Source organism: Marinobacter sp. L-13, from assembly GCF_056857715.1.
On the sequence record NZ_JBSXNQ010000034.1, the window covers coordinates 1 to 20933 of the forward strand.

Annotated in this window: 19 protein-coding genes and 1 tRNA gene; 3 read left to right on the forward strand and 17 right to left on the reverse strand. The window is 58.7% G+C overall.

The window, feature by feature from the left end; all coding sequences use genetic code 11:
• Positions 1-108 precede the first annotated feature (108 nt).
• From AC13DD_RS02800 to rpsU, 7 genes are all read right to left on the reverse strand, one after another.
• Positions 109-708 (reverse strand): Ig-like domain-containing domain, encoded by a 600-nt coding sequence (locus AC13DD_RS02800; RefSeq protein ID WP_482930831.1) that lies wholly within the window; start codon positions 706-708, stop codon positions 109-111.
• A 12-nt stretch (positions 709-720) separates the two neighbouring features.
• Positions 721-2058 (reverse strand): alkane uptake protein AupA, encoded by a 1338-nt coding sequence (gene aupA / locus AC13DD_RS02805; protein ID WP_482930832.1) that lies wholly within the window; start codon positions 2056-2058, stop codon positions 721-723.
• A 346-nt stretch (positions 2059-2404) separates the two neighbouring features.
• A complete protein-coding gene (locus AC13DD_RS02810; protein ID WP_482930833.1) occupies positions 2405-3133 on the reverse strand; it encodes a choice-of-anchor N protein in 729 nt (242 codons plus the stop codon).
• A 209-nt stretch (positions 3134-3342) separates the two neighbouring features.
• Positions 3343-3419 (reverse strand) — tRNA-Ile (locus AC13DD_RS02815).
• Positions 3420-3516: 97 nt separating this feature from the next.
• Positions 3517-5364, reverse strand: a complete 1848-nt coding sequence (gene rpoD / locus AC13DD_RS02820; RefSeq protein WP_482930834.1) for an RNA polymerase sigma factor RpoD — start codon at positions 5362-5364, stop codon at positions 3517-3519.
• 119 nt (positions 5365-5483) lie between these two features.
• On the reverse strand, positions 5484-7211 hold the full coding sequence (gene dnaG / locus AC13DD_RS02825) for a DNA primase (RefSeq protein ID WP_482930835.1): 1728 nt from the start codon (positions 7209-7211) through the stop codon (positions 5484-5486).
• Positions 7212-7360: 149 nt separating this feature from the next.
• The gene (rpsU, locus tag AC13DD_RS02830) at positions 7361-7576 is read right to left on the reverse strand and encodes a 30S ribosomal protein S21 (RefSeq protein ID WP_007153483.1); all 216 of its coding nucleotides are present in this window, start codon (positions 7574-7576) and stop codon (positions 7361-7363) included.
• A gap of 238 nt (positions 7577-7814) precedes the next feature.
• Here rpsU and tsaD point away from each other — a divergent pair, with 238 nt between their 5' ends.
• On the forward strand, positions 7815-8873 hold the full coding sequence (gene tsaD, locus AC13DD_RS02835; protein WP_482930836.1) for a tRNA (adenosine(37)-N6)-threonylcarbamoyltransferase complex transferase subunit TsaD: 1059 nt from the start codon (positions 7815-7817) through the stop codon (positions 8871-8873).
• Here the strand turns inward: tsaD and plsY are convergent, their stop codons facing one another.
• Positions 8874-9464 (reverse strand): glycerol-3-phosphate 1-O-acyltransferase PlsY, encoded by a 591-nt coding sequence (gene plsY / locus AC13DD_RS02840; RefSeq protein ID WP_482930837.1) that lies wholly within the window; start codon positions 9462-9464, stop codon positions 8874-8876.
• A gap of 139 nt (positions 9465-9603) precedes the next feature.
• Between plsY and folB the strand changes: the two genes are divergently transcribed.
• Together folB and folK (AC13DD_RS02850) are read left to right on the forward strand one after the other, a co-directional pair.
• On the forward strand, positions 9604-9960 hold the full coding sequence (gene folB, locus AC13DD_RS02845; RefSeq protein ID WP_482930838.1) for a dihydroneopterin aldolase: 357 nt from the start codon (positions 9604-9606) through the stop codon (positions 9958-9960).
• On the forward strand, positions 9960-10484 hold the full coding sequence (gene folK / locus AC13DD_RS02850) for a 2-amino-4-hydroxy-6-hydroxymethyldihydropteridine diphosphokinase (RefSeq protein ID WP_482930839.1): 525 nt from the start codon (positions 9960-9962) through the stop codon (positions 10482-10484). The genes folB and folK (AC13DD_RS02850) overlap by 1 nt, the downstream gene beginning before the upstream one ends.
• Here the strand turns inward: folK (AC13DD_RS02850) and pgi are convergent.
• The 9 genes from pgi to AC13DD_RS02895 form a co-directional block, all read right to left on the reverse strand.
• Positions 10467-12128: a glucose-6-phosphate isomerase gene (gene pgi / locus AC13DD_RS02855; protein ID WP_482930840.1), complete on the reverse strand. Its 1662-nt coding sequence runs from the start codon at positions 12126-12128 to the stop codon at positions 10467-10469. The genes folK (AC13DD_RS02850) and pgi overlap by 18 nt on opposite strands.
• Before the next feature lie 22 nt (positions 12129-12150).
• A complete protein-coding gene (gene panC, locus AC13DD_RS02860; protein WP_053114245.1) occupies positions 12151-12999 on the reverse strand; it encodes a pantoate--beta-alanine ligase in 849 nt (282 codons plus the stop codon).
• Positions 12996-13790 (reverse strand): 3-methyl-2-oxobutanoate hydroxymethyltransferase, encoded by a 795-nt coding sequence (panB, locus tag AC13DD_RS02865; protein ID WP_008169652.1) that lies wholly within the window; start codon positions 13788-13790, stop codon positions 12996-12998. The genes panC and panB overlap by 4 nt, the downstream gene beginning before the upstream one ends.
• Before the next feature lie 59 nt (positions 13791-13849).
• Positions 13850-14347, reverse strand: a complete 498-nt coding sequence (gene folK, locus AC13DD_RS02870) for a 2-amino-4-hydroxy-6-hydroxymethyldihydropteridine diphosphokinase (protein WP_008169650.1) — start codon at positions 14345-14347, stop codon at positions 13850-13852.
• Entirely contained in the window at positions 14344-15711 is a 1368-nt protein-coding gene (gene pcnB, locus AC13DD_RS02875; protein WP_482930841.1) for a polynucleotide adenylyltransferase PcnB, read from the reverse strand. The genes folK (AC13DD_RS02870) and pcnB overlap by 4 nt, the downstream gene beginning before the upstream one ends.
• Positions 15704-15913: a hypothetical protein gene (locus tag AC13DD_RS02880; protein ID WP_008169646.1), complete on the reverse strand. Its 210-nt coding sequence runs from the start codon at positions 15911-15913 to the stop codon at positions 15704-15706. Before AC13DD_RS02880 ends, pcnB begins: the two co-directional genes overlap by 8 nt.
• Positions 15914-16382: 469 nt before the next feature.
• Positions 16383-17786: a sigma-54-dependent transcriptional regulator gene (locus AC13DD_RS02885; RefSeq protein ID WP_008169641.1), complete on the reverse strand. Its 1404-nt coding sequence runs from the start codon at positions 17784-17786 to the stop codon at positions 16383-16385.
• Positions 17787-17793: 7 nt separating this feature from the next.
• Complete coding sequence (locus AC13DD_RS02890; RefSeq protein WP_014575918.1) at positions 17794-20757, reverse strand: ATP-binding protein; 2964 nt, start codon at positions 20755-20757, stop codon at positions 17794-17796.
• Positions 20747-20923: a hypothetical protein gene (locus AC13DD_RS02895; RefSeq protein ID WP_008173184.1), complete on the reverse strand. Its 177-nt coding sequence runs from the start codon at positions 20921-20923 to the stop codon at positions 20747-20749. Before AC13DD_RS02895 ends, AC13DD_RS02890 begins: the two co-directional genes overlap by 11 nt.
• Between the last annotated feature and the right edge of the window lie 10 nt (positions 20924-20933).

A 20933-nucleotide genomic window follows, 5' to 3' on the forward strand; every position in this document is an offset into this window, starting at 1 on the left:
GATAACCGTCTTGACTGACTGAATAGAGAGAATCGAGACTCTATTCGGCTGGATATTGTGGATACGTTCTCGGGCCGAACTGTGATTCGACGCGGCGGGGTCACTTGCTCAAAATACTTCTGCCGCGCAGACCCCTAGAGCCTTCCAGTCCGGATGGATCGGGTGGGTCATGGCCAGGCGGAATGTGGAGAAGTTCATGGCCTCGAACGGACTGTTGTTTGCCGGAACCTGCCAGGCGATACCAAAATCCGCGGCCGAGTTGGTTATGCTTGCGGGTCCGGAGAAACTTCCCCGAGTCTCGAACTGGATGCCGGCATCGCCGACCGCGTTGGGGGTGTCGATCTGGCGACCGCCCTCCGCAGCCAGCGGTTCGCTGAACGTCACCGTGTAGTCGCCGAGCGTGTCGAGTTCCGACGAGGGCGACAGCATGAGGCTTTTACCGCCGTCAATCCGGCTGATAGAAAAGGGCAGTGACTGTTCCTGAGATTGCAGCAGAATCTTGTTTTGGAGATCTGCATCCTCATCGGTCAACGCATGGCTGAAGCGCAGAACAATGTCGGCTTTCGGGCTGACATCTGCCTGGCCATCAGCAGGGTAGGAATACACCACCGAGCCGGGGGAGACTTTCTCATTCATGGTCTGTTCGTCGCCACCACAGGCGGCCAGTAACAGGGCGGGTATCAGTGCCAGTGTGTTGTTGTACTTCATGGCGTGCCCTCCTTAAAACTTCAGGGTGATGGAGCCGCTGACAACGTGAACGTCGCCGTCTGCAGTAACCGGCGTTTCGTTGCCGTCAAAATCCACCAGTGTGAAATCGCGCTCCTGCAGTTGCTGGTACTGGTAACCGATGTCCAGGCGGACGGGGTAGGCCAGCAGACGGGTGCGGTCATACGTGGCGCTCAGGCCGAGGCCCACGACAATCTTGTCGGTATCGAGGTAGTTGATCTCGGGGTTGCGGGTAGACTTGAGCGGTGATTCCTCATAGGCAACGCCGCCCCGCACGGAAAAGTTCTTGTTGAGGGCATACTCGGCGCCGATTCGTGGAACGAGCACGTCGTCGAATTTGATCCGGCTGCCCGGTGCAACGGACTGCTGGTCCTTGATCGTATCGGAGGAAAATTCGTTTTCCAGCTCGGACCAGTTTTGCTGCTCGACGCTGCCACCAATCCGCCAGTTTTCGCCCTTGTATTGAGCGCCAAAGCCGAAGGTTTCCGGCTGGAAGGAATCAATGGTGGAGACCGCCAGACTCAGGCCGGGATCCGGAATGGTCTGGGTGACAATGATGTTGGAATCAACCGACGTGGAGGCCGCTGATTTGGTTCGATAAGTGAGTGCTGTTTCCCAGCCGTTCAGGAAGCAGTCGCTGTCCGGGCAGAATGTGCTGCCCAGATCAATGGTGGTGCCCAGAATGGTTTTCAGTGAGGGTTCGGCATTGACCGCAAGGCGTTCCCGGCTGGTCTCGCCACCCAAAGTAGAGACCGCATCGAGGTTTGCCTGGGCATCCAGGGTGACGCGCACCGAAGCACCGGCGGAGATGCCGCGCCAGATCGGCGTAGCGCCACCGATGTTCAGGAACAGGGGCTCTTTACCGTACTGCAGGAACTGGCCGTTCTCCGTGGTCTGCGAATCGAACGCCAGCATTTCCTTGCCGTATTTCTCGACGCCGGCAATAAAACCCAGATAGATCGGGTGTTTGAAGCGAGTCAACGAGCCCAGATTGGTTTTCATACCAATCAGCACGTGCTGGCTCGGGGAGTTGGCCAGGATATCGCCATCGGCATTCGGGTTGGCAGAACGCAGTTCCTGTTCGGCATGCAGAATGCCAGCCGTCAGCTCCCCACGCTCATCTTTGGTCAGATAGGCTGGGTTGTAATAGGTGGCCGACACCTGATCATTGAACATTGATAAGGATTGGGCCGTAGCGACATCCACCGGCATGACGCCATAGGTGGTGCCCAGGTTGCCCATGCTGGCAATAACCGGAACAGAGAAACCGACAGAGGCGGTGGCGATCGCAAGAGACAGTGCCCTTGACCGGGAAAGGGAGGAAAAAACCATTGATACACTCCATTACTTCGTTGTTTTTATACTCGGGCCGCACTGGTGGTGAGCACGGCTGGTATTTTTGTTCAGGAGGTAGTGTATTCGGCTTGTCTTTTGGGGACGTTGGCTTTTTTGACAGAAATTAATGTCGGTAGAACCACACGTAGCGCAATCTCAGTTAACCGTAATTGCAACGCATGGACATAAAAGGTCATTGCCTGATTTTTCTGGCGAACCGGACAATTCACTGTGAAGCAAAGTTGTCGAGCATGAAGGAGGTGCGGTCAGGTGCACTAACAAAAATGGCCCCTTTCGGGGCCATTTGAGAGATTAACGGATCAGTGTGTAAAACTTTCTGACATTACGCGAGGCGGAGTCGGCGACGGAACGCAACCAGACTCATCAGGCCGATGCCGAATAGCGCTAGAGTTGACGGCTCTGAAACTTCAACCGGTTCGCAGTTCAGGCTAATGCAATAGGCTGCATCGTGGGAGAACGGTGCAAATTCGGTAATCGCTGTCCTGTTACCATTGGTTTCACCATACGTGTACAGGTCGAAGTGGAGGCCATAACCGCTTGCCAAGGCAGAGGCATCGATCTGGAATACATGCTTGAACAGCTCATCGCCGACCGGACCGGTGGATCCGTCCTGAACATTGTATGAAGCAATGGTCTGATCAGCTGCAAAACTGAACGCCAACTCGTAGTAATATGTGTCAAAAATTCCGTGTGGGCCTAGCTCTCCGCCGTTGGAGACAGTTTCTATAGGTGGTGTGCCGTACTCGGAACTGCCAGAGAGCGTCGAAAGAGCGGCGCCATTAACGGTCACGCCACCAAGGTTAGCGATGTCCCCAACATTCTGGCCCTCGGGCAACAGCGCGATCGACAGGTAATAATCAAAAGCCGTGTTGACTCCAGAGGTGTCGCCTAGTGCCCAGAGATCAAAGGTCGAGTCATTTGTGACCGTACTTTCCTCTGACCCACCCACATAGGTGCCGCCATCAATATCAAGCTGCAGCGTAGGTACCGCAAGCGCCGTGTTTGCACTCACTATCCCTATAGCCAAAGCCGCCAAAGTTTTAAGATTCATAGCGACAGTCCTCTTCTCAATCTTCCTTAGATAAATCCCGCGCCAACGTTTCCAGACACTCAACCAGATTAAAGCAAAATTATTGCCAGAACCGGGGAAGGGTTAGAACTCAAAGGGTTGGATGGCGTCTATCCGTGAACAGACAGAGCGCGTGTAAAGGAAATCGACAGAAACCCTAAATCAGGCGTATCGACTGCTTGGCGGGTGAGTGGTGGGCCCAGCAGGACTCGAACCTGCGACCAAGGGATTATGAGTCCCCTGCTCTAACCAACTGAGCTATAGGCCCGTTCAGCGAACGCTGTTTTGAGAGGTGTTTCCGGAGGGGGAAACAAAGCGGGCGCCATTATACCGGTGAGGTGTGGCGCCCGCTACTGTTTGGGAAATTATCCCTGATTGCCCTGATCGTCGATAAAGCCGCGCAGGTGATCGGAGCGCGAGGGGTGTCGCAGTTTGCGCAGGGCCTTGGCTTCGATCTGACGGATCCGCTCCCGGGTTACGTCGAACTGTTTGCCGACTTCTTCCAGGGTGTGGTCGGTGTTCATCTCGATACCGAAGCGCATCCGCAGAACCTTGGACTCGCGGGCGGTAAGGCCGGCCAGTACCGAGCGGGTGGCTTCGCGCAGGCCTTCGGCGGTGGCAGAATCCACCGGGGAGAGGGCCTGGATATCTTCGATGAAGTCGCCCAGATGGCTGTCTTCGTCGTCGCCGATCGGGGTTTCCATGGAGATCGGCTCTTTGGCGATCTTCAGTACCTTGCGGATCTTGTCCTCAGGCATCTCCATGCGCTCGCCCAGTTCTTCCGGCGTCGGTTCGCGGCCCATCTCCTGCAGCATCTGGCGGGAGATGCGGTTGAGCTTGTTGATGGTCTCGATCATGTGCACCGGAATACGGATGGTGCGGGCCTGGTCCGCGATGGAGCGGGTGATGGCCTGACGAATCCACCAGGTGGCGTATGTGGAGAACTTGTAGCCCCGGCGGTACTCGAACTTGTCCACGGCCTTCATCAGGCCGATGTTGCCCTCCTGAATCAGGTCCAGGAACTGCAGGCCGCGGTTGGTGTACTTCTTGGCGATGGAAATAACCAGACGCAGGTTGGCCTCAACCATCTCTTTCTTGGCACGGCGTGCCTTGGCCTCGCCGATGGAGACGCGACGGTTGATTTCCTTGATGTCGGCAACGTCCAGATCCACTTCGGTCTGCACGTTCTGGATGCGCTTCTGCAGGCGAACAATCTCGTCAATACGCTCGGCCATAGGGGCCGCGTAAGGCTTCTTGCTCTTGGCAATTTTGTCGGCCCAGTCCAGGTTAGTCTCGTTGCCCGGGAACGACTTGATGAAGTCCTTGCGGGGCATTTTGCACTCGCGAACACAGATCTGCATGATCGCGCGCTCGTTCTCACGAACCAGGTCGTTGGTGGAGCGAACCACGTTGACCAGCTCGTCAAACGCCTTGTTGGCAAGCTTGAACGGTGCGAACACCTGGCCCAGCTCGTTCAGGGCTTCCTGGGTTTTCTTGTCGGAACGGCCGTGCTTGGCCAGGGCCTTGTTCGCGGCATCCAGCTTTTCGTTGAGCAGCTCGAAGCGGAGACGGGTCTCTTCCGGATCCGGGCCGTTATCGGTTTCTTCTTCCGAGGAGTCGTCGTCATCGTCGGAAGAGGAATCGGAATCGTCGGAACTCTCGGTGGTGGTTTCCTCGCCCATGAACGGCTCGGCGTCGTCCGGATCGAGGAAGCCCGTTACGATGTCGCTGATGCGACCTTCGTTTTCAAGAATACGGTCGTAGGCCTGGATCACCGTGCCGGCGGTACCCGGGAAGTGGGCAACAGCGGCCATCACATCGCGGATGCCTTCTTCGATGCGCTTGGCGATGACGATTTCGCCTTCGCGGGTCAGCAGCTCAACGGTGCCCATTTCACGCATGTACATGCGCACAGGGTCCGTGGTGCGGCCGGCATCGGTTTCTACGGCGGCCAGAGCTGCGGCGGCTTCAGCAGCCGCAGCTTCGTCAGCGGTGGAATCGCCCTCGGTCATCAGCAGGGTATCGGCGTCTGGTGTTTCTTCGCACACCTGGATACCCATGTCGTTGATCATGCGAATAATGTCTTCGACCTGATCCGGGTCAGCAATATCTTCCGGGAGGTGGTCGTTTACCTCGGCGTAAGTCAGGTAACCTTGTTCCTTGCCTCGTGCAATGAGGTCTTTCAAACGTGATTTTTGCGAATTGCCTGACATAGACACCCTGTAAACTCGCTTTTAGAAGGAAAAAAGTTAAACAGCCATTATAGCTGCCGCTTAGTTGCTCTGCCACCGAATGGTTAGATGGTGATCAGTGCGTCAAGTTTCAAGTGCTGCTAGTCCCCGGTGCCACTGCTCAGGGCTCTCAGCTCCTGTCGTTCCTCACTCGTGAGGCTGGACAGGTTTCGTAACAGTGTGGCAAGCCGCTGCTGACGGGATGCCTCTTCGTTCGGGCTCAGAAGCTCACGGGCGGCGGCCAGTGTGCTCTCCCGCGCCGGAATATGTTCAATCCCGTCAAACAGGTGGTAAAACCGCTCGCGAGCGGTCGTATCCAGTGCCAGCATGCGCACCAGTGTTTTCCGGTCCCGGATCTCGTTCGCCAGAATCCACTCGGCAAAATTCCGGGCCTGATTGAACTGCCGGGAGCTGCGGGCCAGTTCAGTCACCTCGGTGGCCAGGTCCGGCGCTTCCAGCAGGGCAAGGCACAGAATGCTGTCCTTGCTGAGTTTCACATCAATTCGATCCTCGGACACCCGATCCCGTCGCTCGCCGTTCCAGCGCCCTTTCTGCCCCTGCTGGCGGCTCTGCCACTGGTTCCGGCCACCGCAAAGACGGAGCATTTCGTGCCACATGGCATCCCGGAGGGTGCTTCTGGGCATCTTGTTGAGCAGGGGTTCAACCTTGGCTCGCAGTTCGCCCCGGTGCTCCGGCAGTTGCAGGTCCAATCCTTCGCTCTGCCGGTCAAACAAATACCGCGACAGAGGCGTTGCCCCTTCAATGCGCTTCTGGAACGCCTCTGGCCCCTCCTTGCGCACCAGGGTGTCCGGGTCTTCGCCCTGGGGCAGCATCAGGAACTGAAGGTGCAGGCCGTCGGCCATCAGTTCCAGCGCGTTCTCCATGGCCCGGTCTGCGGCCCGGAAACCGGCCTGGTCGCCATCAAAGCAGAACACAATGTGCCTTACCTGCTTCAACAGGGCTGTCAGGCTGTCCTGGTTCGTCGCCGTGCCCAGTGTCGCAACCGCATAGTGAATGCCGTGCTGGGCGAGGGCGATCACATCCATGTAGCCCTCAACCACCAGCAGCTTGTCCAGCTGTCGGATGGCCTGCTTGGCTTCAAACAGACCGTAGATCTCTCGGCTCTTATGGAATACATCCGACTCCGGGGAGTTGATGTATTTCGCCTTGTCATCGCCCAGGGTGCGGCCGCCAAACGCCACGGTTCTGCCCCGGGTGTTACGAATCGGGAACATTACCCGGTTGCGGAACAGGTCTCTGGGCCTGCCGTACTTGTCGGAAACCGTGCCGGTTTTGATCAGCGGGCCCTGCAGGTCCTTGCTGGCGGCATCAAACAGGGCGGTCCCTGTTGAGGGCGCGTAGCCTACCTGATACTGCTCGATAATGGCATTGTCCAGGCCCCGTTGTTGCAGGTAATCCCTGGCATAGGCGCCTTGCTGGCCCTTCAGTGATGTCTGGTAGAAGCGGCTGGCAAAATCCAGGGCGTCGGTTAATGTTCGTGCCTGCTGGATTTCCTGCTTTGCCGCCCGGTCGTAGGGCACTTCCAGCCCCGCCCGCTTGGCCAGCTCCTCAACCGCCTCGGTAAAACCCAGGCCTTCAAACTCCCTGACAAAGCTGATGGCATCGCCATGGGCGCCGCAACCGAAACAGTGGTAAAAGCCCTTGTCCGGCCGGACATTGAACGAGGGTGTTTTCTCGTCGTGGAACGGGCAGCAGGCCTTGTAGTTGGCTCCGGCTTTCTTGAGCGTGATGCGTGAACCGATCAGTTCCGCCAGGTCGATACGATCCAGCAGGTTTTCAACAAACTGTTGAGGGATCAGTCCGCTCATGGGGGCTCCACATCAGGCCGTCATCGGAGTTGGCCAATAGCCAAAAATGCCGCCGAAGCCAGGCCTCGGCGGCATTTTTGAGTCGCTCTGTGCAGCCTGCGGCTGTACAGGCAATCAGTGCTTTGCAGTCAAGCGGCGTCAGATAAAACTTAGTACAGACGCTCGAACTTGCGCTGTTCCCGCTGAAGCTTCTTGAGATGACGCTTAACGGCAGCGGCTGCTTTGCGCTTACGAACAGCGGTCGGCTTCTCATAGTGCTCACGACGACGTACTTCGGAAAGTACCCCTGCTTTTTCGCAGGAACGCTTGAAGCGACGCAGTGCTACGTCAAACGGTTCATTCTCTTTCACTTTAACAGCTGGCATTCGAAAATCACCTACCTGATAGATTCGGTTTCAATTTTGTCCGTCTGGCGAGGCCAGACCGGTTCTCGATCCCTGGTCAGATTGGCTAAAACTCGACCAGTGCATATTTTAGGGCGGCAATGATAGCGCCTGCCTTATGGCAAGGTCAATGTTTGTTCGATGAATCTGCCAGTGGGTTTCGGGTTTCTGCTAAAATGCGCGTCGTTTTCATTTCTGCCAACCAATGTGGCCCGACATTATGCTGATTCTAGGTATCGAAACCTCCTGCGATGAAACCGGCGTAGCGCTGTATGACACCGAAACAGGGCTGCTGGGGCACGCCCTGTTCAGTCAGATTGACATGCACGCGGATTACGGCGGTGTCGTGCCTGAGCTGGCGTCCCGGGACCATGTCCGCAAGCTCCTGCCGCTATGCGATCAGGTGCTGTCAGATGCCGGGAAAAGCCGGGTCGACATAGAGGGAATTGCTTACACCGCCGGGCCGGGACTGGTGGGAGCCCTGATGGTGGGTGGTTCGGTGGCCCATGCGCTGGGCTTCGCCCTGGGCATTCCTGTGTTGGGCGTCCACCACATGGAAGGGCACCTGCTGGCGCCCATGTTGGAAGACAATCCTCCCGCATTTCCCTTTGTGGCATTGCTTGTTTCCGGCGGCCACACACAGTTGGTAAGGGTGGATGGCATTGGCCAGTACGAGATGCTGGGCGAGTCGGTGGACGACGCCGCCGGCGAGGCTTTTGACAAGACTGCCAAGATGCTTGGCCTGGACTATCCCGGTGGTCCGCGGGTAGCGGCGCTCGCGGAAAAGGGAGTCGAGGGCCGCTACCGTTTCCCAAGGCCAATGACTGACCGGCCCGGGCTGGATTTCAGTTTCAGCGGTCTGAAAACCTTCACGCTTAATACCGTCAATGCTGCACGCGAGGCGGGCGGACTGGATGACCAGGCCCGGGCGGATATCGCCCTGGCGTTTGAAGCCGCTGTGGTCGACACACTGACCATCAAATGCCGTCGGGCTCTGGAGCAGACAGGCTGCAAGCGTCTGGTCATTGCCGGGGGTGTCAGCGCCAATAAACGGCTGCGGGCGGGCCTGGAGAAAATGGCCGGCAAGCTCAAGGCCCACGTGTTTTACGCCCGCCCCGAATTCTGTACGGATAACGGTGCGATGATCGCCTACGCCGGGGCCCAGCGCATGAAGGCCGGCCAGCAGGATGGTGAGCGTATCGTGGCGGTGCCCCGATGGCCCATGAACACATTGCCACCGATCAACGAACCGCGATCCACCGGATTGGTGGACGGATAGTTAAAGCCCGGCTTCGCGACCCTGGGCCAGCCGGATAAGGTTGTTGCGGTGGCGAACCACGATCAGCAGCGCCAGCAGGCCGAACAGGGGCAGGGTTTCTGGTTCAAGGAAGGCGCTGATCAGCGGGCCACTGACGATGGCGATCAGGGAGGCCAGCGCTGAAATGCGCCAGCGCCAGATCACCAGCATCCAGATAGCGGCCATCATCAGTGTTGTGACGGGGGCCAGTGCAAGCCCGGCGCCAAGCGCCGTTGCCACACCTTTCCCGCCCTTGAATCGGTAGAAGACCGGGATCATGTGGCCGGTAACGGCGAACAGGGCAACGACAGCCTGAACCATCACCGAAAGGCCGGCGGCATGGGCCAGCCATACGGGCAACCAGCCCTTGGCCGCATCCAGTGCAAGAGTCAGCAGGGCTGGCGGCCAACCGCCGGTGCGGTAGACGTTGGTAGCGCCGGGGTTGCCAGACCCTTGGGCCCGGGGATCGGGTAGCTTCCATAGCTGGCAGACCGGCAGGGCAAACAGCACCGAACCTGCCACATAAGCGGCGGCGCAGAGCAAAACCGTTAACACCGGATCACTGGGAAGCATGCTATGGGCCCGGAAGCAAAGACGTATCTGGTTAATGTATGCGAAAATGCCCGCCCTGAAGCACGGGCCAGCCTGTTCACAGTATCCCCTGGTTGTGCGTTATTCAATCACCAAAGAGTGGAAGATCCCGGGAGCACCCTTGGCAGACAGCGTATTGATCGAAGGCCTGGTTGTGGAAACTGTGGTTGGTGTTTATGACTGGGAGCGGGAAGTCACCCAGAACCTGGTGGTTGATCTGGAAATGACCTGGGATAACACGGTGCCGGGCCGCTCGGACGACGTCGCTGATGCCCTGGATTATGCGGCCGTCAGTGCCCGGGTCGAGTCCTGCCTGCAAACGCTCAGACCAAAACTGCTTGAGCATGGGGCAGAGGTCCTCGCCAGAACCTTGCGGGAGGAATTTGGCATCACGTGGCTTCGGCTGGCGATACGCAAGCCGGGGGCCGTACCTGCGGCACAGGCGGTGGGTGTGCAAATCGAGAGGGGAGTCCGGTGATGGCAGCGGCCGTTCGGGTTTACATCAGTATTGGCAGCAATGTCGACAGGGAACGCTACGTCAAGGCAGCGCTCGATGCGCTCTCGGCATGGTTTGGCGAGCTGATCATCTCCCCGGTCTACGACAGCGAAGCGGTCGGGTTTGATGGCTCGCCCTTCCTGAACCTCGTAGTGGGCGTGGATACGTCCCTGTCGGTTGCCGAGCTTTCGAAGCGTTTCAAACAGTTGGAGGCGGACAACGGCCGGCGTCGGGATGTGCCTAAATTCAGTGCGCGAACGCTGGACCTCGATATTCTCACCTATGGCAGTGCCGTCGGGCGCATCGATGGCGTTGAACTGCCAAGGGGTGAAATCCTGAAAAACGCTTTCGTGCTTCGGCCACTGGCCGACATAGCGCCTGAAGCAGAGCACCCGGTGTGCGGCAAAACCTATGGCCAGCTATGGCGGGAGTACGACACCGGCCAGAAGCTCTGGCCGGTGGGCTTCAGCTGGCAGGGTCGGCAGATTTCACACGCTGCCGGTTGAGCGGAATAGCTCGATGAGGTGATCGGTCGAGCTGTCGCTGGCCTGGGTGCCATCTTCCTCGCCCAATAGCCGCGGCAGGATGCCTTTACCCAGTTGCTTGCCGAGTTCCACACCCCATTGGTCAAACGAATCCACGTCCCAGATAACCCCCTGCACAAAGGTGCGGTGCTCGTAGAGCGCGATCAACGCGCCCACAGTCTCGGGTGTCACCTTCTCCATGGTCAGAGTGTTACTTGGCTTGTTGCCTGGGATCACCTTGTGTGGCGCAAGCTGTTCAATCTCGCTTTGATCCCGTCCTTCGGCTTTCAGCTCGGCCCTGGCTTCTTCCAGTGATTTTCCGGCCATCATGGCCCTGGACTGGCTGAGGCAGTTGGCAAACAGGTCGGCGTGATGGGTGGCCACCGGATTGTGGGTTTTCAGAGGTATGATGAAGTCCGCCGGAATCAGGCGGGTGCCCTGGTGGATCAGCTGGTGATAGGCGTGCTGACCATTGGCACCGACGCCGCCCCAGATGACCGGGCCGGACTGCCAGGCGAGTGGGGCGCCCGCTTGCGTAACGCTCTTGCCGTTGCTTTCCATATCCAGCTGCTGGAGGTGGTCTGGCAGGCTGCGCAGGTAATGATCGTAGGGCAGTATCGCGTGGGTCTCGGCACCCCAGAAATTGGTGTACCAGATGCCCAGCATGGCCATCACCACCGGCAGATTCTCCGGCAATGGCGCATCACGGAAGTGTTGGTCCATGGCATGGGCGCCGGCCAGCAGGGCCCGGAAGTTGGTCATGCCAACGCTAAAGGCAATGGGCAGGCCGATGGCTGACCACAGTGAATAACGGCCGCCGACCCAGTCCCACATCGGGAAGACGTTCTCCGGATCGATGCCGAAGTCCTGCGCCGCCGGCACATTGGCCGTCACGGCCATGAAATGCTGCGAGACCGCCTGTTCATCCCCGCAATGATCCAGAAACCACTGTTTCGCGACTTTGCTGTTCTCGAGGGTTTCCTGGGTGCGGAATGACTTGGACTGGATCAGAAACAGAGTGGTTTCCGGATTGACCTGGCGCAGTGCCTCGCAAATCTCGGTGCCGTCAATGTTGGCCACGTAATGGCAGCGAATGCCGGCCTGGGCATAGGGTTGAAGGGCTTCGCCAACCAGCTTCGGGCCCAGGTAGGAACCGCCGATACCGATGCTTACCACATCGGTGAAAGGCTTGCCGGTGTACCCGGTGCGGTGTTGGCCCAACACCTCATCCACCAGGGTTTCCATGCGTTGCAGGGTGCGCTGCACCTCGGCGACCACGTCTTCGCCGTCAACGGTGATGGCGTCCGTTCCCGGGTTTCGCAATGCCGTGTGAAGGGCAGGGCGATCTTCGGTAACGTTGACTCTCTTTCCGCTGAGCAAGGCCTCCCGCCGTGCTTCCAGGTTGCAGCTGCTGGCCAGCGCCAGAAGCGCGTCGAGCACGTCGTCAGTGATCCGATTCTTGGAAAAATCCAGTGACAGCCCTGCGCCTTCAATGAAATAACGCTTTGCCCTCCCGGGATCCTGGTTGAACAGGTCCTTCATGAGAACGCCGTCCAGGCGTTGCCGATGTTCCTTCAGTGTCTGCCATTCGGGTTTCGAGGTCAGTACTTCAGGATGTGCGGGCATCAGAGGTTCCTTTTCTGTTGGCTTATCGGGTCAGGGACAGGTTATCGATCAAGCGGGTGGTGCCCAGGAAAGCTGCCGTCAGGATGGTAATCTCCCGATCCTCGGCCGTGGCCGGTTTGAGTGTCTGACTGTTGACGATATTGAAGTAGTCCGGCCTGAGCCCTGCGTCCCCGAGACTCTGCTCAGCTTCGCTTTCCAGGGCCTGGAAGTCTGTACGACCATCGGTGATCTTGGCCGCCGTGGCCTGCAGAGTCTGGTAGACCGCTGGCGCAATCTGCCGTTCCTCGGGCGTCAGGTAACCATTGCGCGAGCTTTTCGCCAGGCCGTCGTCCTCTCTCACCGTGGGGCCGCCCACCACATCAACAGGGATCATCAGATCCCGGACCATTTTCCGGATCACGGCCAGTTGCTGAAAATCCTTCTCGCCGAATACAGCGAAGTCCGGCTGCACCATATTGAACAGCATGGTGACCACCGTGGCTACGCCCTCAAAGTGACCCGGGCGACTGGCGCCACAGTGGCCGTCGCTGACATCCGGCACGACCACCTGGGTCTGACTTGCCAGCCCTTCCGGATAGATTTCCTCGGCGGAAGGCGCGAATACCAGTGTGTTACCGGCCGAGGCGAGCTTGTCCTGGTCTTCAGCCAGGGTTCTCGGGTAGGTCTCGAGATCTTCGCCGGCTCCGAACTGCATCGGGTTCACGAAGATGCTGGTAACCACCACATCCGCCATCTCCGCTGCTTTGCGCACGAGGGAGATATGGCCCTCGTGCAGGTTGCCCATGGTGGGTACCAGGCCGATGGTTTTGCCCTGCTGCCGGTAGCCGCGGAGGATGGTTCTCAATTCTTTCAAAGAATGTACAGTTCTCATGCCTTGAACGTATGCTCCTCAGCGGGGAATGAGCGCTCGCCTACGGCTTTCACGTAGGCCTGGAGGGCTTCCTGTACCGAATCTGTTTCAGCCAGGAAGTTCTTGACGAATCGTGGCTTACGGCCAGTGGTAATGCCCAGCATATCGTGCAATACCAGAATCTGTCCGTCGGTGTCTGGCCCGGCACCTATCCCGATGACCGGTGCTTTGACGGCCTGGGAGATGCGTGCCGCCAGCGGCGCGGGAACGCACTCCAGCAGGATGGCATCGGCGCCGGCGGCTTCCAGTTCGCAGGCGTGCTCAATCATCATCTCCGCCGCTTTCTCGTCACGGCCCTGGACCTTGTAGCCGCCAAATTTATTGACGAATTGCGGCGTGAGGCCCAGATGTGCGCACACGGGCACGGCGCGCTCGGTCAGAGCAGTAATGGTTTCTTTCATCCAGTCCGTGCCCTCGAGTTTTACCATGTGCGCGCCCGCGCGCATCAGTTCCGCTGCGTTCTCCAGGGCAGACTCGACCGTGCCGTAGCTCATGAAGGGCATGTCGGCCATGATCAGGGACCCACGGTTTCCTTTGGCCACGCAGCTGACGTGATACACCATCTGGTCCATGGTCACCGGCAGGGTGCTGTCATGCCCCTGAAGCACCATCCCGAGGGAGTCGCCGATAAGGATTACGTGAACGCCCGCTTCACTGACCACCTGGGAAAAGGTGGCGTCATAGGAGGTAAGGGCAGCGAAGGCTTCGCCCTTCTGCTTGAACTCACGCAGGGTATTGATGGTAACAGCCATAGAATCCTTGCCTTTTGGGTGGATGGGCCTGGGCGTGCCGGGGTGTCGGCATTGAAGTGTTAAGGGTAATCCGCCGGTGGAAGCTTGCGCAAGCCGTTGTCGGGGCATTGGCGACGCAGTTTGGCAATCGGTGTGCCGTCGGGCAGAGTCAGGCCGGCCTTCAGGTCCAGCAGAGGCTGGAGCGCAAAGTCCCGGTTCCGCAGTTCCCGATGAGGTACGGTGAGGCGCTCGTCATCCAACATCTGATCGCCGAAGATCAGTATGTCCAGATCAAGCGTTCGGGGTCCCCAGTGGCGAAGTCTCTCCCGGCCATGCTGTTGTTCGACGTTCTGCAGTTCGTCAAGCAGTTGGTGTGGTAGCAGGGAGGTTCTAAGCCATACCGCGCCGTTGACGAAGTCGGGCTGGTCCTGGGGGCCGACCGGGCGGCTGGCATAAAAGGGCGATTGGGCCACCAGAACCGTCTCCGGCAGGTTGGCCAGGGCGGAGACTGCCCGGGCCAACTGGGCTGCAGGGTCTTTCAGATTGCTGCCAAGACCGATAAAGACGTCTGTCATCATTGCTGGGCTGGGCGTTTGACCGGTTTGCGGCGGTGCCGCCGCTTCTTGGGGGCGTCGGTGCTCAGTTGTGAGAGCATTCGCTCCTGGCCCCGTTCATCTTCCTGCTGGAACTCGGTCCACCATTGGCCAAGCCCGGGCTCAATCTCACCAGACGCCTCGCGAACCAGCAGGAAATCGTAAGCGGCCCGGAACCGTGGATGAGTCATGGTGGCAAAGGCCCGCTTGCCCTGGCGTCGGGGCAGTCGCATCTGAAGTTCCCAGATCTCCTTCATCGGGCCAGAGAATCGTTTCGGAATCGAGGTTGCCTGCACCTGACGGCCAATCACCTTTCCGATGGCACCGTGCAATGCGGGCTGGACCGGGTCACCATTATCCTGCCTGCGATGCCACTCTGCCTGAAGTGCCGGCCAAAGCATGGCAGCAAACAGGAAATAGGGCGTGACCGATTTGCCCTGGGCAATCCGGGCATCCGTGTTTCTCAGGGCCTGGCGGATCAGCTCGTCCGGCTCACCCGACTCAATGGCCCTGACCGTCTCCGGGAACAGAGGCTCCAGCAGATTGTAACGGGTCAGCAGGTCGTAAGTGGCTTCGCCATGGCCTGCGGAAAACAGTTTGTGCACTTCATCAAACAGGCGGGCCGGCGGAATATGGGTTAATAGAGGGGCCAGTTCCCCGATCGGGGCCTCGGTCTCCGGTTCAATGTCAAAGCCGAGTTTGGCTGCAAAACGGATAGCGCGAAGCATGCGCACGGGGTCTTCCCGGTACCGCGTCTCGGGATCGCCAATCAGTCGCAGCTGGCGGTTGCGCAGATCCTCGATCCCGTTGGCAAAGTCGATTACGGTAAAGTCGCGGATGCAGTAGTAAAGCGCATTGACGGTGAAGTCGCGACGCAGGGCGTCTTCTTCCTGGTTGCCGTATACGTTGTCACGCAGAAGCAGGCCGTGTTCACTGGTCCTGCGATCGTCATCATCGGTGTCGGTGTCTGCTTCCGCAGCGTTGCCCCTGAACGTGGTCACCTCAATGACCTCGCGGCCAAACACCACGTGGACAATCCGGAATCGCCGTCCGATCAACCGGGAGTTCCGGAACAGGTCGTGCACTTCCTCGGGGGTGGCATTGGTCGCGATGTCGAAATCCTTGGGCTTGCCGCCCAGCAGGATGTCTCTTACGCCGCCGCCCACGAGGTATGCTTCATAGCCCGATTTGTTCAGGCGATGCAGAACTTTCTTGGCGGGTTCGCTGATAACCGAGCGGGAGACGTTGTGCTGGTCCCTGGGGATTTCCCGTCGCTGGTAGGTGCGGGCTTTCTTTTTTCCGTTGCCGGGCATGAAGGAACGGAGTTTGTCGACAAGTCGTTTAGGCATTGAAATCCGTGGTTGCGATGAGCAAAAACCGAGAGTTTAACGGTTTGAGCAGGATTTGCACACGTTTGCCGTGGATTACCGTTTCGGAGCCCAGATAATCAAAAGGCGGATCCGTTTTCACGAATCCGCCCTCAAAGCGTTGACGATCTGCATTGTTTTTGTTTTTGCCGGGATTTTTCTTGGTTTTTGTACCCCACTGCATATCCCCACTTCAGGGGCATCTCAGCAGTGCAAACGGAAAGCTTTGAATACACAGAGCGGTCAGAGACATCGAGCGGGCCTTGGGTAGCTGCAGCGTCACCTGGAAGGTGATTCTTCTCTACATCTACAACTCGCACGTGCCGTGGGACCACTAAAAAGCAAAATACCCAAAACACTCAGTTCGCTTACGTTCTGTTGTTGTTTTTGTTACCGAACGCATCCTGCAGCTTTTTGTTCTTGTTGTTGGCGCTGCTTTGTCACTCTTGTTTTTGTTGTTGTGCGCCAAATAGGTTGCAGTCCATGTGCCAATTTTTGAATTTCGTTTATTAACAGAGTCTTACGAATTTGTAGGCCATAAGTGTTACCCCGTATTCAACCTAAGTGTTACTGAGGTCACGTTACTTTCGTGAGGAGTGTTACCGACAGGAACATGGGGTAACAACTGAGCCCGGGTTCATACTATCCCGGACTCAGTTGCCAGAGGATTTTTTCCGGGGTATGCCGAGACGCTGGCGACGTTCCCAGAGCGATTTTCGGCTGATGCCCAGTTTCTGGGCCAATTCTGTCTCGCTCATGCGGTCCTGGTTCTCGAGAACAAAATGCTGGAAGTAATCTTCGAGGGAGAGATCGTTGGACGCGTCCACCTCCCGGGTATGTGTCTGCTCGTTGTTGCCGTCCACGAGAGTCTCGGGGATGTATTCGTCGCTGCCTTCGCTGTCCAGGTCCAGCAATGAGGGCGTGATCACGTCGCCGTCACACAGGATGGTTGCGCGCTCAATGGCGTTCTCCAGTTCCCGTACGTTTCCCGGCCAGCGATGGCGTTCGAGGGCGCGCATCGCCTCGGGGCTTAGATTGAGATCGGGCTTGCCCATTCTCTCGCCCTGGCGTTTCAGGAAGCGGCGGGCCAGTCCCAGAATATCGCTCTGGCGCTCACGCAGCGGCGGGATACGGATCTGCATGACGTTCAACCGGTAGTAGAGGTCTTCCCGGAACTCTCCGGTACGAGTCATGGCCTTGAGGTTTCGGTGGGTGGCGGCAATCATCCGCACGTTGACGGTACGGCTCTGGGTGGAGCCGACTTTCCGGATCTCGCTCTCTTGCAGAACCCGTAGCAGGCGTGCCTGGGCTTCGGCCGGCAGTTCTCCGATTTCGTCCAGAAACAGGCTGCCGCCATCGGCGGCCTCGATCAGGCCGGTCCTGGCCGATACCGCGCCGGTGAAAGCGCCCTTTTCATGGCCGAACAGTTCCGATTCAATCAGGCTTTCGGGGATAGCCGCGCAGTTGACCGAAATCAGCGGCTTGGCAGCGCGGGGGCTGAGCAGGTGCAGGGCGCGGGCCGCCAACTCCTTGCCGGTTCCTGATTCGCCCTGGATCAGAACAGTGGTTTCTGTCGGTGCGACTTTACGGATCAGCGTGAACACCCGCTGCATTGGCTCACACTGGCCGAACATAATGTTGGCAGGATCGCTGCTTTCCGGCGTTTCCAGGGCTGGTGCCGAGTCGTCACCCGAGTTCCGGCCGGCGGGTTTCCGGGCCAGAATGTTTTCGACCGCGGCCAGCATTTCATCGTGATCAAACGGTTTGGCGATGTACTCAACGGCGCCCATTTTCATGGAGTCCACCGCTGATCTCAGGCTGGCATAGCTGGTCATGATCAGCACCGGCGTGTTGGGTGCGCGATTGATCAGTTCGGTGCCCGCAGCGCCTGGCAGACGCAGGTCGGAAATGATCAGATCGAACTGATCGGGTTCGTGGTTCTGTTCGGCTTCCTCAACGGAGGCCGCATCGGCGACCTCATAGCCGGCATGCAACAACAGTTTGCGCACTGCCGAGCGAATAATGTCTTCGTCTTCCACGATCAGAATGCGAGGCATAACAGTCTCAAGACCTTTGGTTCTGGCTGATGGCAATAGTGCCGGTTTCCGGTTCGTAGGCTGGCAATCTCAGCCTCACGCAGGTTCCGCGGCCGGTGTCGGCATTAGCCGGGCTTTCCACCTGAACGTTGCCATAGTGCTCTTCAATAATGCTGTACACCAGCGACAGGCCAAGACCGGTTCCCTTGTTGGGGGCCTTGGTGGTGTAAAACGGCTCGAAGATATGATCGAGTTGATCCCCGGGAATACCGGAGCCCTCATCAACCACCTCGATGATAGCGGAGTAGCCATCGCCCTTTCCACTGACCCGGATGGTACCGCCTTCCGGTGAGGCATCGCGGGCGTTCGCCAGCAGGTTGACGAATACCTGGACCAGACGCTGCTCATCTCCCAGCACCTGCAAAGAGGGCGGGCAGTCGTTGACATAGTGAATGCCCAGGCCCTTGTCGCTGAGCGACAGCAGGTTGATTGATTCTTCCACACAGCGATGAATCGCTACCGGCTCGTACCGGTTGGCCTGGGCATGATTGCCGGTGCGGGCAAAGTTCATCAGCGACTGCAAAATGGTAGAGATGCGCCGGGTCTGCTGCTGGATCTGGTCAGCGGTGTCCAGGATGTCCGGGTTGTCGGTTTCCAGTTTCAGGTTCTGGGCCAGGGATGAGATACCGGTGACCGGGTTCCCGATCTCGTGGGCGACACCGGCGGCGAGTCTTCCCACCGATGCCAGCCGTTCGCTGTGCATCAGTTCGTCCTCAAGCAGCCGCGTTTCGGTCTGGTCCTCGACCAGGATAATGCTGCCACCTTCGGTGTGGTCCGGTCCGCTCAGGGCCGCTTTGTGGAGGTTCAGCCAGTGGGGTTTGCCACGCAGGTCCAGGCGATGCTTGTAGCGATGCAGGTCCGGGCCACGGTTGAAGTCATCAAGCAGCAGGTGCCAGTGCTCGGGCAGTGCCATCAGCCTGGCACCGACCACGTCATCGGCGGTGATGCCGGTGAGCGCCTCCATGGCGTGGTTCCACATCAGGATTTCACCGTCCTCGCCCACGGAGCAGGCAGGAATCGGCAGGTTCTGAAGGGTCTGGCGGTAATGCCGGCGCAGGTTGTCCAGCTCGCCGGCCAGGCCGGTCAATCGGTTCTGGTAGTCGCCGAGGGCGCGTTCTACATAGCGGATGTCCTGGGCAGTGCCGCCCTGGGCCATGGGCTTGAAGCCGAGATGGCGCTTGACCATGTCCCGGGCCACGGAGGGGCCGAGCAGGCCAGACAGGTTTATTTCCACCTGGTCGCGCAGTCGCCTGAGCTGGTACGGCCGATACTCCACATTGGGCAGTTTCAACTGGCCCAGTGCCCGCTCCACTTCTCGCCGCGCCACACCGTAGCCCAGCGGCTCCGCTAACTGTCTCACAAAGTCACTGGAGGACGTGGCCAGCAATTCACGGCGTTGCGGACGGGACAGTGCGCCCAGTGAGCAGGCTTGGGCTGCGCTGTTCTCCTCACTGGTGCTGGTGCTGAGGATGGAAATCAGCGCAAACACGGTAATGTTGGCAGTCAGGCTTACGAACGTGAAGATATGCCAGTTGCTGTAGTCCGGTATCAGTGGCGCATCCAGCCAGGCCAGCAGATTGGCCGTGTGCGAGAATGGCAGCACGAGCGTCACCACCCAGATGGCCAGCCCGACAACAAGGCCGGCGATCAGGCCGCGGCGATTGCCCTCGGGCCAGTAAATCACGCCCAGGGCGCCGGGCAGCAGTTGCAAAGTGCCGGAGAGGGAAATGGCGCCGAGAATGGACAGGTCGAGGTTTTTGCCGACAACTTCATGAAACAGCAGCGCCAGGAAAATGATCACGGCGATGAGCAGGCGCTTGATCCACTGCAGCCACCGGTAGATATCGCCCTGGTCTTTCGGGGTTTTCAGGGGCAACACCACGTGGTTCAACGCCATGCCCGCCAGTGCCAGGGTGCTGACGATCATCAGGCCGCTGGCCGCTGACAGGCCGGCAATGTACATCAGCAGTGTCAGTGCCGGGCTTTCCATGGCCTGGGCTGCCCCGATGGCAAAGAATCCGGGCCCTGTGGTCACCGCCAGCTCCTGGCCTCCCCAGAGAATCAGGGGCACCGGCAGGCCGAGCAGCAACAGATAGAGTGGCAGGCCCCAGCTGGCTTTTGCCAGGGCCTTGGGCGAGGGGTTTTCGCTGAAGGTCATGTGGTACATGTGTGGCAGTACCAGAGCAGCAGCAAAGGACATCAGCATCAGTGCCCGCCAACTGCCGTCGTCAATGCTCAGGGTCATGGTTGTGGCTGGCGACGTCCGGTTGTCCAGCCAGCTTTCCAGTCCGCTCATGCCGTCAAAGACCCCGAAGAGAATGACGCCCCCGAGCACCAGCAATGCCACAAGTTTCACCAGCGAATCAAAAGCAATGGCCAGCACCAGCCCCTGATGGTTTTCCGAGTTCTGGTCGCGCCTTGCCCCGAATAGCATGGCGAAAAGCACCACGATCAAGCTGAACATCACGCTGATTACCGCAGGCGATGTGTCCGGCGCAAGAATGCTGGCAGAGGTGGCGACGGCCTGTATCTGCATGCTCAGCAAGGCCAGAATGGCCCCGCCGGAGCAGAGGGTGACCAGGGTGCCAGCCCACTGGCTTCGGTAGCGGTAGGCAAACAGATCGGCGAGGGACGTGAGCTGATAGGCGCGTCCGATCCTCATGACCGGGTTCAGAAGCACAGGCGCCAGCAGGAAAGCGCCGCTGATGCCGAGATAGTAAGCCAGAAAGCCGTAGCCGGATTCGGCGGCCATACCAACCGCGCCGTAGACCGCCCATATGCCGGCATAGACACCCAGACTGAGCACATAAACCAGGGGGTGGCGAACCCAGCGCCGGGGGACCATGCCTTTTTCGGTAAACCAGGCGATGCCGAACAGCAGAATCAGATACAGGAGGCTGGCGAGCAGCAGGCCGGAGGGACTAAAACTCATTGGGGTCCCGCCGCCATTCAAGCCAGAAACCGATGGCGATCAGCCCGGCCCAGATAAGGTAGGGGCTATACCAGACGTTTCCCGGCGAAGTCCACCAGTCAAGGATGTTGGGAGAAAAGATATAGATGGCCAGTACCAACAGGAAGACCAGACGGTAGATATACATCAGGCATGCT

What these genes read in the sequence shown, in the direction of transcription:
- AC13DD_RS02800 (WP_482930831.1), bottom strand. Translation starts at nt 708, where the DNA reads ATGAAGTACAACAACACACTGGCACTGATACCCGCCCTGTTACTGGCC.
- aupA (WP_482930832.1), bottom strand. Translation starts at nt 2,058, where the DNA reads ATGGTTTTTTCCTCCCTTTCCCGGTCAAGGGCACTGTCTCTTGCGATC.
- AC13DD_RS02810 (WP_482930833.1), bottom strand. Translation starts at nt 3,133, where the DNA reads ATGAATCTTAAAACTTTGGCGGCTTTGGCTATAGGGATAGTGAGTGCA.
- rpoD (WP_482930834.1), bottom strand. Translation starts at nt 5,364, where the DNA reads ATGTCAGGCAATTCGCAAAAATCACGTTTGAAAGACCTCATTGCACGA.
- dnaG (WP_482930835.1), bottom strand. Translation starts at nt 7,211, where the DNA reads ATGAGCGGACTGATCCCTCAACAGTTTGTTGAAAACCTGCTGGATCGT.
- rpsU (WP_007153483.1), bottom strand. Translation starts at nt 7,576, where the DNA reads ATGCCAGCTGTTAAAGTGAAAGAGAATGAACCGTTTGACGTAGCACTG.
- tsaD (WP_482930836.1), top strand. Translation starts at nt 7,815, where the DNA reads ATGCTGATTCTAGGTATCGAAACCTCCTGCGATGAAACCGGCGTAGCG.
- plsY (WP_482930837.1), bottom strand. Translation starts at nt 9,464, where the DNA reads ATGCTTCCCAGTGATCCGGTGTTAACGGTTTTGCTCTGCGCCGCCGCT.
- folK (WP_482930839.1), top strand. Translation starts at nt 9,960, where the DNA reads ATGGCAGCGGCCGTTCGGGTTTACATCAGTATTGGCAGCAATGTCGAC.
- pgi (WP_482930840.1), bottom strand. Translation starts at nt 12,128, where the DNA reads ATGCCCGCACATCCTGAAGTACTGACCTCGAAACCCGAATGGCAGACA.
- panC (WP_053114245.1), bottom strand. Translation starts at nt 12,999, where the DNA reads ATGAGAACTGTACATTCTTTGAAAGAATTGAGAACCATCCTCCGCGGC.
- panB (WP_008169652.1), bottom strand. Translation starts at nt 13,790, where the DNA reads ATGGCTGTTACCATCAATACCCTGCGTGAGTTCAAGCAGAAGGGCGAA.
- folK (WP_008169650.1), bottom strand. Translation starts at nt 14,347, where the DNA reads ATGATGACAGACGTCTTTATCGGTCTTGGCAGCAATCTGAAAGACCCT.
- pcnB (WP_482930841.1), bottom strand. Translation starts at nt 15,711, where the DNA reads ATGCCTAAACGACTTGTCGACAAACTCCGTTCCTTCATGCCCGGCAAC.
- AC13DD_RS02880 (WP_008169646.1), bottom strand. Translation starts at nt 15,913, where the DNA reads ATGCAGTGGGGTACAAAAACCAAGAAAAATCCCGGCAAAAACAAAAAC.
- AC13DD_RS02885 (WP_008169641.1), bottom strand. Translation starts at nt 17,786, where the DNA reads ATGCCTCGCATTCTGATCGTGGAAGACGAAGACATTATTCGCTCGGCA.
- AC13DD_RS02890 (WP_014575918.1), bottom strand. Translation starts at nt 20,757, where the DNA reads ATGAGTTTTAGTCCCTCCGGCCTGCTGCTCGCCAGCCTCCTGTATCTG.
- AC13DD_RS02895 (WP_008173184.1), bottom strand. Translation starts at nt 20,923, where the DNA reads ATGTATATCTACCGTCTGGTCTTCCTGTTGGTACTGGCCATCTATATC.